The sequence below is a fragment of the Acidaminobacter sp. JC074 genome (assembly GCF_022496765.1).
Lineage (GTDB): Bacteria > Bacillota > Clostridia > Peptostreptococcales > Acidaminobacteraceae > JABXKX01.
This window is the reverse complement of record NZ_VANV01000036.1, coordinates 24,291-39,438: the sequence shown is the minus strand read 5'-3', so window position 1 is coordinate 39,438 and position 15,148 is coordinate 24,291. Positions and strand designations below refer to the sequence as shown.

At 34.2% G+C, this 15,148-nt stretch carries 10 protein-coding genes and 1 other RNA gene; 7 read left to right on the top strand and 4 right to left on the bottom strand.

Annotated elements, in window-relative coordinates; translation table 11 throughout:
• The first annotated feature begins 169 nt into the window (after positions 1-169).
• Positions 170-1,903: an NADH-quinone oxidoreductase subunit NuoF gene (locus tag EZV73_RS26420; RefSeq protein ID WP_240843531.1), complete on the top strand. Its 1,734-nt coding sequence runs from the start codon at positions 170-172 to the stop codon at positions 1,901-1,903.
• An 8-nt stretch (positions 1,904-1,911) separates the two neighbouring features.
• Positions 1,912-5,451: a molybdopterin-dependent oxidoreductase gene (locus tag EZV73_RS26415; protein ID WP_240843530.1), complete on the top strand. Its 3,540-nt coding sequence runs from the start codon at positions 1,912-1,914 to the stop codon at positions 5,449-5,451.
• 68 nt (positions 5,452-5,519) lie between these two features.
• Here EZV73_RS26415 and EZV73_RS26410 read toward each other — a convergent pair whose 3' ends face one another.
• Both EZV73_RS26410 and EZV73_RS26405 read right to left on the bottom strand, forming a co-directional pair.
• A complete protein-coding gene (locus tag EZV73_RS26410; protein ID WP_240843529.1) occupies positions 5,520-6,206 on the bottom strand; it encodes a TetR/AcrR family transcriptional regulator in 687 nt (228 codons plus the stop codon).
• Entirely contained in the window at positions 6,207-6,812 is a 606-nt protein-coding gene (locus EZV73_RS26405; protein ID WP_240843528.1) for a TetR/AcrR family transcriptional regulator C-terminal domain-containing protein, read from the bottom strand.
• Positions 6,813-7,598: 786 nt separating this feature from the next.
• Here EZV73_RS26405 and EZV73_RS26400 point away from each other — a divergent pair.
• Together EZV73_RS26400 and EZV73_RS26395 are read left to right on the top strand one after the other, a co-directional pair.
• Positions 7,599-8,999, top strand: coding sequence for a glycine/sarcosine/betaine reductase component B subunit (locus tag EZV73_RS26400; protein ID WP_240843527.1), 1,401 nt, complete (start codon positions 7,599-7,601; stop codon positions 8,997-8,999).
• A gap of 20 nt (positions 9,000-9,019) precedes the next feature.
• Positions 9,020-10,336 (top strand): glycine/betaine/sarcosine/D-proline family reductase selenoprotein B, encoded by a 1,317-nt coding sequence (locus EZV73_RS26395; protein ID WP_305037124.1) that lies wholly within the window; start codon positions 9,020-9,022, stop codon positions 10,334-10,336.
• A 135-nt stretch (positions 10,337-10,471) separates the two neighbouring features.
• Here EZV73_RS26395 and EZV73_RS26385 read toward each other — a convergent pair whose 3' ends face one another.
• Positions 10,472-10,984 carry a hypothetical protein gene (locus EZV73_RS26385; protein WP_240843523.1) on the bottom strand — a complete coding sequence of 171 codons (513 nt, stop codon included), beginning with the start codon at positions 10,982-10,984 and terminating at the stop codon, positions 10,472-10,474.
• Positions 10,981-11,463: a sigma-70 family RNA polymerase sigma factor gene (locus EZV73_RS26380; RefSeq protein WP_240843521.1), complete on the bottom strand. Its 483-nt coding sequence runs from the start codon at positions 11,461-11,463 to the stop codon at positions 10,981-10,983. The genes EZV73_RS26385 and EZV73_RS26380 overlap by 4 nt, the downstream gene beginning before the upstream one ends.
• A gap of 184 nt (positions 11,464-11,647) precedes the next feature.
• On the opposite strand from EZV73_RS26380, the gene tadA reads away from it, so the two are divergent.
• From tadA to EZV73_RS26365, 3 genes are all read left to right on the top strand, one after another.
• Entirely contained in the window at positions 11,648-12,133 is a 486-nt protein-coding gene (gene tadA / locus EZV73_RS26375; protein ID WP_240843520.1) for a tRNA adenosine(34) deaminase TadA, read from the top strand.
• 7 nt (positions 12,134-12,140) lie between these two features.
• An RNA gene (ffs, locus tag EZV73_RS26370) (signal recognition particle sRNA large type) lies at positions 12,141-12,404 on the top strand.
• Positions 12,405-12,621: 217 nt separating this feature from the next.
• Positions 12,622-15,147 carry an HD domain-containing phosphohydrolase gene (locus EZV73_RS26365; protein ID WP_240843518.1) on the top strand — a complete coding sequence of 842 codons (2,526 nt, stop codon included), beginning with the start codon at positions 12,622-12,624 and terminating at the stop codon, positions 15,145-15,147.
• Position 15,148 lies beyond the last annotated feature (1 nt).

Sequence of the window (15,148 nt, the reverse complement as noted above, 5' to 3'; positions counted from 1 at the left end):
GCATAGCAAACTCCGTGTTTTTTTAGTTGTTGTTTTTGTGTGGTGCTTAAATTATACAACGAAAACGGGAGGTTGCTATATTTTTTTGAAAATATAGTAATTGCAATAGATTAAACAGTGTAACTACTGAAAGTAGTTTACGCTAGCAAATTAGAGAAGGGGAGGCATTATGAAAATCTTAGTTGGATCAGGTTCATGTGGTATAGCAGCTGGTGCGGATAGGATTCTAAACTTTTTAAACACTGAATCATGGAGTATGGGATTGGATGTATCAATAGGAATTACTGGCTGTGTTGGAACATGTTATTTGGAACCTATTGTTGATGTTTATGATGGACCATCAATGAGAAGATTTGTTAATGTAGATGAATCACTGGCTAAAGAGATACTTGAAAAAGTTCGAGATGGTAAATTGGATTTAAAAGGTTCTCAAGAGGCTATGAATCAGATAGAAAAGCAAAACAGGATTGTGTTAAGAAATTGTGGCCTTATCAATCCAGAGTCTTATTCTGATTACATTAAAACTGGTGGATATCAGTCGATAAAGAAGTGTCTGTCTGTAATGACACAAGAGGATGTCATAAATGAGATTAAAATATCAGGTTTGGGAGGCCGTGGAGGTTCGGGATTTCCTACCTGGTTCAAATGGAATGCTGCAAGAAAATCATCAGGCAAAGTTAAGTATATGGTATGTAATGCAGACGAAGGAGATCCGGGTGCTTTCATGGATAGGTCTGTTTTAGAGGGAGATCCTCACAGTTTAATTGAAGGCATGATGATTGCAGGGTATGCTATTGGAGCAGAAAAAGGGATTGTGTATGTTCGTGCCGAATATCCATTGGCAATCAAACGGTTAGACTTGGCTATAGAACAGGCTAAAGGAAAAGGGATACTGGGTAAAAATATATTTGGTACTAGTTTTTCGTTTGATATCAGTATTAAAGCAGGAGCTGGTGCATTTGTTTGTGGTGAAGAAACCGCACTTATCGCTTCACTAGAAGGTGAGAGAGGTATGCCAAGACTTAAGCCACCATTTCCTGCAGAAAAAGGTTATTATGATAATCCTACTAATATAAATAATGTTGAGACATTAGCAAACGTTCCTTGGATCATACAAGAAGGTGGGCATGCATTTGCTGATTTAGGATCTGATAATTCTAATGGAACAAAGGTATTTGCCCTTACAGGTAAAATAAAAAAAGGTGGACTTGTTGAAGTGCCAATGGGAATGACCCTAAGAGATGTTATTTACGATATTGGTGGTGGTATTGTAGATGATAAACCATTTAAGGCTGTTCAGTTAGGCGGTCCTTCAGGTGGTTGTGTACCAGAACATTTATTAGATACTCCGGTAGAATATCAAGCCATCATTAATACCGGCGCCATAGTTGGTTCTGGTGGTATGGTTGTTATGGATGAGTCTACTTGTATGGTTGGTATGGCCAAATTCTTCTTGGAGTTCACCTGCAAAGAATCATGTGGTAAGTGTACATATTGTAGAATTGGTACTAAAAGAATGTTAGAAGTCCTTGAACGTATTACTGAAGGTAAGGGTAAAGAAGGTGATATTGAACTATTAGAAGAATTGTCATATAAAATCAAAGACGGTTCTTTATGTGGTTTAGGTCAAACTGCACCGAATCCAGTTTTAACAACTTTAAAATACTTTAGACATGAATATGAGGAACATTTAGCAGGTAAGTGCCGTGCTGGTTCATGTTCAGCACTTTTAAGCTTTACTATTGAAGATAATTGTGTAGGTTGTACAGTTTGTGCTAGAGCCTGTCCGACAAATGCCATAGCTGGCAACTTAAAAGAGAAGCATCTTATTGACCAAGATAAGTGCATCAAGTGTGGACAGTGTGTAGATAAGTGTAAGTTTAAAGCAATATCAATGAAATAGGAGGCCTCATGTCACAAATTAGAGTAAATATAAATGGTGTAGAAATTAACACCCATTCAGGCTACACGATTTTAGATGTTGCCAGAGAGAATGGTTTTGAGATTCCAACCTTGTGTCAAGATGATAAACTAAAGCATTACGGTTCTTGTGGTATGTGTGTAGTTGAAGTCGAAAACAACCCAAGACTTATCCGATCATGTTCTACAGAAATAAGAGATGGTATGGTGATTAAGACAGAAACAAATAGAATCCGTGAATCAAGAAAAACAACATTAGAGTTAATGCTTTCAAATCACCAGGGTGATTGCAAAGCGCCGTGCATGTTAGGTTGTCCATCAAATGTTGATGTACAAGGTTATGTTGGATTAACAGCCAATAAAGAGTACGAAGAAGCTTTAAAACTTATTAAAGAAGCCCTGCCACTACCGGCATCTATTGGTAGAGTCTGTCCACACCCATGTCAAACAGCATGTAGAAGAGGTCTTGTTGAAGATGCCATATCGATTGCCTGGATTAAAAGATTTGTAGCAGATATGGACTTAGAAAAAGCTCAGCCATATATTCCTGCTATAAAACCACAATCGGGTAAACGTATTGCCGTTATTGGTGGTGGGCCTGGGGGCTTATCTGCAGCATACTTTTTAAAAAGACAAGGTCATGATGTGGCTGTATATGAAGCAATGCCAGAGTTTGGTGGTATGTTAAAGTATGGTATCCCACTTTATAGACTACCTAAAGATGTGCTTCAAAGTGAGATTCAAATCATTGAATCTATGGGGGTTAAACTGATTCCAAATACTAAAATTGGTAGAGATATCACTCTAGAACATATAAGAAACCAGTTCGATGCAGTCTATGTGTCGATAGGTGCATGGAAATCAGCTTACTTGAGATGTCCTGGTATTGAAAGTGAAGGTATCATTGGTGGTATCGAGTTTTTAAATAAATTTGCAATCAACGAGCCTGTTAGTACAGGTAACAAAATCGCTGTAATTGGCGGTGGTAATACAGCCATGGATGCTTGTAGAACTGCTATCAGATTAGGAGCTAAGGAAGTTTATGCAATCTACCGAAGAACTAAGGCTGATATGCCTGCTGTTGATGTAGAGATTGAAGAAGCCGAAGAAGAAGGTGTGGTATTTAAGTTTCTTTCTAATCCTGTGGAGTTTATCTCAGATGATCAAGGTAAAGTCACTCACATCAGACTTCAAAAGATGAGACAAACAGAAATGGACGCATCAGGTAGATATGGTGTTGAGGCAACTGGCGAAGAAGAAATCCTACCAGTAGATTCTGTAATTATGTCTGTTGGTCAAAAGTTATCACCTGAAGGTTTTGCAGACATTGACTTAAATGACAGAGGCAACATTTCTATCAATAAAAGCTTTATGACCAATCTTAAAGGTGTATTCGCTGGTGGTGATGCAGTTAACAGAGGTGCTGGTATAGCCATTGAAGCCATTGCTGATGGTAAAAATGCGGCTGCTGTTATTGAAAAGTATTTAAGAGGTGAGTTCATTGTTCACCAGGATTTATATATGGTTAAAAAAGAAGTAACACCTGGAGATCTAAAAGAAGTGGTGCGTGCAGAAAAGTCTCATATGGGCCATGAGAATCCAGAACTTCGAATTCATAACTTTGAGGAAGTTGTTCATGGATTTACTGAAAAAGAAGCAAAGTCAGAAGCAAGTCGATGTCTAGAGTGTGGCTGTATGGATTCCTTTGAATGTGATTTATTTAATTATGCCAATCAGTATGATGTTAAGCCACAAAGATTTGATGGTGACAAGAAAGCCCTTCCAATTGATGATGAACACTTCTATATCGCTAAAGATCCTAATAAGTGTATCCTATGTGGTATGTGTGTAAGAATCTGTGATGAAGTGATGGATCAAGGCATCCTTGGTTTTGCCAACAGAGGTTTCTCTGCGAATGTTCAACCTGCCTTTAATAAGTCTATGGTGGATACAGAGTGTATTTCATGTGGTCAATGTGTAAGTGTTTGTCCTACAGGCGCTTTAATGGAAAAGGCATTAATTAAAAAGCCTGTACCACTTGAAGGTGAGATCACTGAAACCATATGTAACCAATGTGGCTTAGGTTGCTCTATTGAGTTAGAGTCTAAGGGAAATTTACTGCTAAGATCACTACCAAAGGCAACTGATTCTATCAATAAAGGTTTACTATGCAAGAAGGGGCGCTTTGATCTTGTATTACAACAAAACAAGAAAAGAATTCATAAGCCAATGGTTAGAAAAAATGGTGTTCTAGAGGAAGTTACCTGGGATGAAGCCATTCTTTATATAGCAAGAAAGGCTCAGTCAATTAATTTAAGATATGGTGACAACTCCATGGCAATCATCGTTTCTGGAAAGTACTTTAATGAGACGCTTCATTTGGCAAAGAAATTATCTAATGATACATTTAAAACTGATCATGTTTATGCTAATAAGGGTTATAAAAAAGGCTTAAAGGAAGTTTTAGGATATGACGCATCAACAAATATTGTTACCGAATTAGAATATACAGATATGATTGTTGCAATTGGCACAGATTTCATGAATAAGCAACCTGTTTTAGGAGTACGAATTAAAAAGGCAGTTCAAAAGGATGTTAGGTTAGTCGTCATCAATAACCAAGCCACATCAGGTGATCAGTTAGCTGAAGAGAGATACTATAATCATAATCTTGATTTATTAAAAGGAGTTGCCAAATGCTTGCTTGAAAAAACTAAGTTTAATAGTGGTAACAACCTTCTTGATTTTATTGATAGTATTGAACATGTAGAAGTAACAAGTGAATCTGAACATATTGCAAGCCAATTATTAGAGAAAAAGAATGTAATGTTTGTATTTGATCGTACAAATTTATCTGATGAAGCAGTTCAACTTATAGCTGAAATTGCAGTGATAAGTGGACATATCGGTAGGCCACGAAATGGTGTTATTCAGTTAAGAGATCAAGGTAATATTCAAGGAATGGTCGACATGGGGATAAATATGAATACTTATGAACTAGAAAGAAAAATTCAATCAAATAAAATCAAGGGTTTATTGATTATGGATGATAATATTTCAGTTAAGCTGGGTGACTCTTTAGAATTTATAATGATACAAGCAGAGTATGAATCACCATTAACAAAGTATGCAGATGTTGTAATGCCGTCTCCAACTCATGCTGAATCTGATGGTGTAATCACAAGTCAAGATAGACGCGTACAACGTGTTCAATCAGCTGTTGTATCTAAAACACTTATGTCCAATACAGATCAATTACAAGAAATCATGAGAGTTTTTGATAATTACAAACTTGTTAGAAATGAATCAATCTTAGAAGAGATTGGAAAAGCAGTTCCAGAATATTTACATGTTGCTGAAAATATCAATAATGACAGTTATTGGCCATTCGGAGGTTCGAGAGTACTTTATGAGATCCGTTTTAACACGAAAAATGGTCTAGCTAACTTTTACAAGATTTCAGAAGATGTAATGTACAATAAAACTGTTGAGAAAGTAGAGGAAATCAATAGCGTGATTGAAGTGAATTAATATAGTAAAAAACGTCATGTTTGGTAACATGACGTTTTTTTGATAATAAGCATAATAAACTATTGGTTTTAATGAAAAAAAATAGCATCATGATTAGAAACTAAGTTTTTTTCTATTATTATTTTCAAGTATTTTAGAAATGATTTTGCATAAGATTCATAGTCATCATCTTGAAGATCATTCTTGTTAATAACCATTGCACCAAATATGTGTGTTATCATTTGATTTATAGTCGCTGTATCATCAGCATTAAAATAACCATCATTTGCACAGTTTTTCAGTAGTTGATTATCTGTTTTCCAGTTATGAAGTTCTGTTATCATACAAACTAAATTATGGTCTAATCCATTAATCTGATCATGGTATATTTTAAAGTAGTCTTTTATTGGATTAATCGAGAAGTTTTTATATTGAGCTTTAAAAAGAATACTAATAAAAGTTGAATAAAAAAAGCCTTCTTTGGACATTATCTCCCACACCTTAATATAATAATCAAGACTTGATTCAGTCACGTTGAGTGCTTTAAGCTTTATAATAGCATTTTGTAAGTATGAACAAGCAGCATATGCTATTAAGTGATCTAGGTTGTCAAAATAGTTATAAAGTGTAGCACTATTATATTCAATAGATTCAGCAATACTTCTGATACTAATCTTGTCTAGTCCATTTTTTTTAATAGCTTCAATGCAAGCATCTATGAACAATTTTTTAACAGATTCCTTATTTTTTTCAATTCTTTTTTGCTTGTCAAACACTTAGTTCTCATTTCTATTATCAGTATTGTTTTCTATGAAATCAGTATAATTAAAATCAAGACCTAAAGCTTGATTACCAAAATTATAACCGGCATTTGCACATGTAATTTTGTATCCATCAACGAATTCTTTAGGAGGAACGTCATTTTTATTATCAAACCAATTAATAATAAGAAGAATAGTGATTCCCCACAATGATTCAATAAATATTTTAGCAATACGCTTATTTCTTATACCAATCATTACATCATCAATAAACAGTTCCGTAAATTCTTTTGTAATATACAGTCTTAATGAATTCTGGCCTTCTAAAGGCAACACCTTTCTATAGAATGCCATATTGTTATAAAAATACTGGCAAAGTTCAAAAACGAAATCATTAAAATAATCAATTTTTTCAATGTTTTTATAATGATTATAAAATTCAGTCTCAAAAATCCAAATTATAACATCATAAATATCACTGAAATGATTATAAAAGCTTCTTCGACTTATTCCAGTTGTTTCACAAATTTTTTTTACGGTTATTTTACTGAAAGACATTTCTCGTAATAGCTTTTTTGTTGAAGTTGCAATAGCTATCCTTGTTAAATTCGAGTTAGACATAAAAGTCCCCTTCTGTTCATTATTACATACTTTGTAATTAATTATATCATCTTTTTTATCACATAAAGTAAACTATTTGAATTTTTGCACAGTTGGACTAAATTGTGAATTCGAATGATTAGAGAGCTATACTATAATACAACTATAACATAGGTTTCTGTCAACATCAGTTTATTACAAGGTCTCCTGTAATTTTTAGACTTAATGAGATTAGTATATCTTTTGTGTAGTTCAATATCCCTTTTGTAGAAGCAATAAGATTATTACTGTGTTGACATTAACTTTTGATTCTGAAGGTTATATTTGATTTTGTAATGTCTGTTGTTTATAGGTCATTTGAATTTGGTTATTCCATCCATGATCCTGTGAACTCAAGCTTGAACAGATTGGAACAAAGTCAGATTTAAACTTATATCCTGGTTAGCTATGCCCAATCTCAGCGACATGAGTATACTCATGTTTGAGTATAGCCAAACCTCTAAACCACTTTATGATCCAGAAAGTATGGATGGTTGATTGAGTTGACCTTAGCCATTCATGCAGTATGGATTACTTTATGAGTTTAACTCATATTACATTAGAAAGGTAAATCATTCTTAAATTAGAATTTAGCATTTACATTGAAATTTATTGAGTACAGATGATATCAAATGGAATTAAGTATTTATAATTCAGTGATATCTTTTTTTGAAACTATTTCTTTTAGTTTAAGATGAGATTTCTAATGAGAAAACAATATAAGGTAATAAAACCTTATCAACCAATAATTAAATGGAGATTTTCTTTATGAAACTTACAATGGAAAATTTAGAGGTAAAAGATATTCAGTTTGCTGATACAACACATTTTAGTGATGGCACACTTTTTGTATCAAAAGATGAAATGTTTGACCACGTCAAAGATGAACCTCTTTTAAAAGAATTAGAGATTAATATTGTTCGCCCAGGTGATAGTGCTAGAGTAATTGAAGTTCTAGATGCTATAGAACCGAGATGTAAGGTTGGTGATACTTATGATAATTGGCCGGGTCATTTATCTGAAAGTTTTAAAACTGCAGGTGAAGGTGTGACAAGAGCTTTAAAAGGCATGTCTATGTTAACTTGTAACTTCGTTCCAAGCCGCATTATGAGAAATGGTATTACCTTAGACATGAAAGGTGAATATGCAGATTTCTCACCATACAGCAAATTATTGAACTTAGTTGTTGAAGTTAAGCTTACTGATGATGATGTATTAAAAGATGCTGTAAGAGCTGCAGCTAAGGCTAACTACCAGCCAGGTGAAGAGGTTTTAGAATCATTTTCAAAAGTAGATAGTATTCCTACTGAAGAAAGATTTGAAGCGATTAAAAGAATCAAACTGAAGTTAAGTACATTTTTAGCACAACAAACATTAGATGTTGCAGCTGATAGTGTAGAAGTATTTGACAATGAAACGAGATACCCTAACTTACCTAGAGTAGCTTACTCACTACAATTAGTTACAGAACAATACAATTGTGATGGCTATAGTGAATCTATGTTTTACGGTTATCCAATTCAGGACAACCTACCATGGATTGTAGAACCAACTGAAGTGTTAGATGGGTCAATTGCCCAATGTAGTTATGGTCGTTATATGCTAACCTATGAGATCCAAAATGCAGCTGTCATAGTTGATTTACTTCGTGAGCATGGAAAAACAGTAGATTTTGTAGGCATGATTATTACAACTGTTAGTTCAGAAGCTAAAAGAAGAAACATCACTTCACAAATGGTTGGCAATATCATGAAAGAAACTTTCAAAGTTGATGGTGCATTGTTTACTAAGTGTATGGGTGGGGCACCAACTATCTGTATGGGATTAGCAGCTTCTGCTTGCGAAGATAGAGGTATCCATACTGTAGAAATCCAAGATGCCTTTAATCCAATTAATAATATGAACTCAGAGTTGATATTCGATGATGTTAGAGTGGGCAAGGTTAATCACTCATTATCATTTGGTAATGCAGCTGTTGGTCCAAGACTTGTTATGGACAAGATATATGGTGGTATTCCAGAGACGCCAATGTGGGATGTAGCGAATGGTGGCTTCATTACTTATACCAAAGATCTTCCCAATAGTGCCAAGTCACCTGTTCTAATTGGTACGGTTCTTGGAGCAATTGCGTACCTAGGTGGATTTAATATGCGTGCAGTTGAGTATTAGGATTAGAAAGGATATTAATAATGGAGAACAAGAAGTTAAGAATAGTCTGCTATATCAATCAATTTTTTGCACAAATTGGTGGTGAAGACAAAGCTGACATCGGTGTAAGTGTTAAACATGAACCAGTTGGTCCAACGTTGTTATTCAATAAATTGTTTGAAGACATTGGTGAAGTGGTTGGAACTGTCATTTGTGGTGATAACTACTTTGTGGAAAATCAAGATCAGGCAATAGAAGAATCACTAAAAGTAATAGAAGAATTAAAACCAGATATTTTCTTTGCTGGACCATCATTTACAGCAGGTAGATATGGTATGAACTGTGGTGCAATAGCTACAGCTGTTAGTGAAAAATTAGGTATTCCATGTATAGCAGGTATGAATGAAGAAGCACCTGCAATGCCGATTTATAGACAAAAGATATTCATCATGAAAACTGCTGGTAGTGCAAGACGTTTAAGAGAAGCAGTAAACTCAATGTCTGGTCTTGGTAGAAAGATACTGACTGGTGAACGAGTTGGTAGTGCAGCATCAGAAGGTTATTTTATCAGAAATAGATTAGTAAATGAGTTAGATGAAAAAACGGCATCTCAAAGAGCAATAGAGATGTTAATGAAAAAAATGAATGGTGAGGAGTGGGTGTCTGAAATAGAAGCACCTAGATACAAAAAAATAGAACCGCCTAAACCAATTACAGAAATAAATAAGGCTAAAATTGCAATAGTATCAGATGGTGGTTATATTCCAACAGATAACCCGGATAACATTAAATCTGCAGCAGCTTCTACATGGGGTAAGTATGATCTAGACCACCTTGTAAAAGAAGATGGTATGGTTATTCATGCTGGTTATGATAAAGTCTATGTAAATGAAGATCCGAATAGACTCTTACCAAGAGATCCGATGAAAGCCCTTGAGGAACAAGGCATTATTGGTTCTGTAGCACCATATGCCTATATTACTACAGGTAATGTAATGGCAGTTGAAATTGCTGAGGGCATTGGCGAGGATATTGTTAGCGCTTTAAAAGCAGATGAAGTGGATGCAGTTATTCTAACTTCTACATGAGGCACTAGTACACGCTGCGGTGCAGTGTTAGCAAGTAAAATCGAAGAAGCCGGTATACCTGTAGTTCAGATTACAGCTGTTGTAGATGTACCAAAAACAGTTGGTGTATCTAGAATTTTAAGAGGCGAAACCATCTCAAGTCCATTAGGTAACCATAACTTACCGAAAGAAGAAGAAGAAAAAGTAAGAATGACGCTTGTAAATAAGGCTATTGATATGTTAACTAAGCCTGGGCAAGCGGGTGTTGTTGAAACAATAGATCTTGGTTAGTAATTGTATTTAGTTAATTCAAGATTTAAGGCGTAGTAGGTAATCTGCTACGCCATTTTCAAATATAAGTTTATTAAATGAGATATAAGTAGCAAAATGAATGATATGGACTCTTGTAATACTTATACATTATTCCTATTGAATACTTATAGGTTCATTCCAGTTCCAGTTTGTATAAATAGCGTAAGCATAAATAATTTTAGCGTCTTTGTTTTCTGTAAAGCCAGTAATGGTGTTACCTATTCTAAAACTAGGTTCAAATAACTGCTGGTCTTTTTCAGAATCATTTAGGGCTGTCATACCAATTTGTGTTTCATGATCAATATAGACCCATTTGCCACTACTTAACTGAAAGCTCATGCCATCATTAGAGACATCAATTATTTCACCTTCAATATTAACCATAACACTTGCACTGATTGCTTGGCTATCGACTATGATTCTATCTCTCAAGTCCATTGATTTTGTGTTTGTATGCAATAATGTCCCTAAGGCTATGAGTATACACGCTGCCATACTTAAGAAAACTCTAGATATATTTTTATGGTTGTCACAACCATGTGTCTCTAATTTTTTCAGGGTTTTGTATTTAAAATCATCTGATGCTTGTATTTTATTGATTGCATTTTCATAATTTTTATTCATCATCCGATTCTCCCTTCTTGAATTAAGACTTTTAATTTTTTTCTTGCTCTCTGAAGCTTTGAACTGATGGTATTTTCTTTTTTTCTAAGTATGGATGCAATTTCTCTAATACTATAGCCTTCATAATAGTACAAGTAGATGATATTTCTGTCTTCTCGCTGTAATTGAAAAACCTCTTCTAAGATTTCTTTTTCCTCAGGTGCAAACAGGACAATGGAATTGTCTAGTGGACAGGTCTTTTTAAACCATGAGGATTTAAAATGATCTTTACATTTATTGATGCATACTCTTATAAGCCAAGATTTTAAATGATCTTCACTAACAAAATCCGGGTCTTTTTCAATAAGCTTTATATAAACACTTTGAGCAATATCTTCTGCATCATGAATGGATTTTAAGTTTTGAAATGCAATTCTTATAAGCATATCAGAGTATTTATTCACTATTTCATCTATAGAAATGCCGACATATATTCTGTTCAACTTTGCCTCCTTTTATAGAAATACGATTCACAAGTCTTAAATCGTGCATTTATGCAACTTCTTTTCAGACGTAGATTTAAAAGTAAAGTTCCATTAAAGGTTTTATAAATTGTTAATTGTATAGATTATCAAGCTGTGATAGAATAATTAAGTCGAAAGAATCAAAATGATTTTGGAGTATATAATGACAGTTCAAGAGTTCTATATGAATGAGGCTTTGATAGAAGCTAGAAAAGCACAAAAGATGAATGAAGTGCCAATAGGAGCTGTTATTGTTCGATATGGTAAAATAATTGGTCGTGGACATAATACACGTGAAACTGAAAAATCACCTTTAGCTCATGCTGAGATTACTGCAATAAAAAATGCTTCTCAAATGCTTCAAGGTTGGCGATTGACAGACTGTGATATCTATGTTACACTTGAACCCTGTTTGATGTGCGCTGGAGCGATATATCAAGCAAGAATTGTTAATTTATTTTATGGTGCCACAGATTATAAAGCGGGTGCTGTAGAATCGATATTTAAGGTTCTAGAAGAACCCAAATTGAATCATCATGTTCATGTTGAAAGTGGTTTGATGGAAAAAGAGTGTCGTCAGACAATCTCTAATTTCTTTAAGTACTTGAGACAAATGAAAAAAGATCGTAAGCTTGCAGAGCAAGTTTAAATATTTACCGTGCTAGATGGGGTGCTAGCGGTGCCTTGTAACCTGTAATCCGCTATAACAGGATCGAAGCCATTTAGAGGTGTTTATTGGTAGGGTCTGACTTTAATAAGTGGTGTTGATGAATGGGTCCTACGCAATGGGAAATTGTGAACCCTGTCAGGTCCGGAAGGAAGCAGCAGTAAGCAAACCTTTCCATGTGACGTAGGAGTGCCTGTTTTGAGCTAACTGGTGGAGTAACGCTTGTTTATATTCTTCGAAGAATGGTGCACGGTTTAACTTTGTGAACAACAACCTAATAGGTTGTTTTCTTTTTATATAAAAATGTGTAATTTGAGTGCCTGTAAACACTTTACAGTGGGTTTTACAGGTCTTTTTAATTAAGTGAGTAAATATAAGATATTTTTTGAAGAATTTAAATGATTCTAGAGGATTAAGCTTGCAACTTAATACACTAAATGAGAAAATATTATTAGGGCTTGGAGGCAAATTTGAGAAACGCTTTTCGTACTAGAATCTTAATTTTAATGATCATTACCATCTTAATTCCATCAGTGGTGTTAAGTGTATTTATCATGCATGAAAGCCGAGAATATTATGATAATAGTATCAATCCCATGATTGATAAAGAATTTGAAAATGACTTATATAGAATTGAGTCATTTTTTTCTGATTCAAGGGCAGAATTAGAACTCTATGCATCTATGATTGAAATCAATGAAAACGAAGATTATATTTTTAGAATGCTGGATAACTTTTTAGAAAATAACCCCACCTTAATTAATGCCTATTACACAAGCGAAATAGGTGAAAATTATCTGGATCATAATCGAAAGCCTGCGGTTGATGGTAGAGAACGTAATTGGTACAAAGATGCTAAATTAGATAACTTTGTGATTTCAGAACCCTATGTGGATGCACTGACAGACAAATGGGTTGTTACGCTTTCCATAGCAGCTTATAGGGATGATGTTTTCCATGGTGTTATGGGCGTTGACTTCTTAGTATCAGATTTGGTGGCTTCATTACCCGAAGAAAATAATATTTCAAAGTCTAATATTATTTTAAAGAATAAACAAGGTAAAATTATCTATTATGATGAAAGTATTTCATCGACCTTAGATGCAAAAAATATTCTTTTGAATGATGATGAAAAATATGTTGTGAAATCCTATGAGTTAAGTCGTTTACACTTAGACTTGTTTATTGCATCATCCGTTGAAGCATATAATCATCAAATCAAAAATATCTCTTATGATATGTCTGTTATCTTGGTATTTATAGGTGTTATTACTGTGATATTAGCATTTTCAAGTTCTGTTAGAATAGCCGTACCACTTAACGAGTTTAGAGACGCTATTTTTCACGTCAATAAGACCCATGAAGTGTATTCTTCAGGACACCAGATTGATCAGTGGGATAAAGAGTTTGTTACCCTATTTAATGAATTTAATAAACTTATAGAAAAGTTCGAAAATGATAAGGGGGCTCTTCAAGTTCAATTAGACGAAGTTTCAAAGACCAATCAAGTATTAATGGAGAAGAATATTGAGCTAGAAAACCTGTTTAAGAATCAAAAACTGTTAGATAAAAAGATCAGAGTATCTCAGAAGGAATACCATTCCATTCTCAATAACATAAAGGGCATGGTATGGGTTTTAGATAAAGATGGAAAAATTGATTTTGTAAATGATCAGTTGAACCTGCATTTAAATTTTATGAATGATGAGTTGATTGGAAGAGAAATCAACACCATTGTGTCTAATAGGTATGAGGAACTTGATTTCTTTGACTTAATTAAAACGAGAGACTATAAGAAATTTGAACTTAATATGATAGATTCACACGGTCAAATGATTTTAGTTGAGGCAAGTACTTCAAGGGTATTTGATGATGGGGAGTTACTTTATGTATACGGTATCTGTCGAGACATACGTAATGATAAGGAATTACTTCATAATTTTAATGTGAAACTGCAAGAGCAAAACTTAATCATGGACTTAACTGAAACAGCATCCATGAACATTTCACTGCACCAGGTTATCAACTCTGTTTTTGAAAAATTAGATGCCATATTCGGCTGGTCAGCTGTAACCATCAGGTTTTTAAATGAAGACAATGACTTTGAGCTTATAGATAGAACCAGTGTTGGTGATGACTACATTACCCAATCTACAATTTCTTATGATCAATCATGTTTGGGATATGTCAGTGAAAAAAATGAAATTCTATATGTTTATGATGACCAGAGTCTACCAGTTGAAGAAGCTGCTTATAAGAGAATGCTCAGCATGGGTTATGCTATTGTATTTATTCCTGTTGGTAATCATGAAATAGGTAAAGGTATCATAACCTTGATTGTAGAAAAGCAAACATTACTAGAAAAACAAAGTACATTGAAGACTTTCACAAACACCATCACTATTGTAGTAGAACGTGCTTTGATATATGAAAAACTAAGAAAAGATTATTTAAGAATGATTCAGGTGCTGGCTGAAGCAGGTGATGATAAAGAAACTGTTTCAGTGGGCCATTCTAATCGTGTTGCCGATATTGTTAGAAAAATCGGAGAGGAACTTTATTTGGATGATGATGAAATCATCGATTTAGAAGTCAGCGGTTTGCTACATGATATAGGAAAAATCGGGATATCTGATCAGTACTTATCTAAAGAAGCACAGGAAAGTGATATTGGTAAAGAAAAAATAAGAGAGCATCCAGTCATCGGTAAACGTATGCTTAAAAATATTGGATTGTCTGAGAATATTTTAGACGGTATTGAATATCACCATTTAAACTATGATCTTACGGGCTACCCTCAAGTGGACCACATGGAGATCATTCCGCTCTTTGCTCGAATTTTACGAGTAGCAGACCAATTTGATATATATAAGACTTCAGGTATGTATCATACTTCTAAAGATATTTGGTTTGAGATGGCTATGTCTTCAGGTTCACTTTACTGTCCTCAAATAATGAAGGTACTAAAGACAATTATTGATAAGGATTTGATTTAAA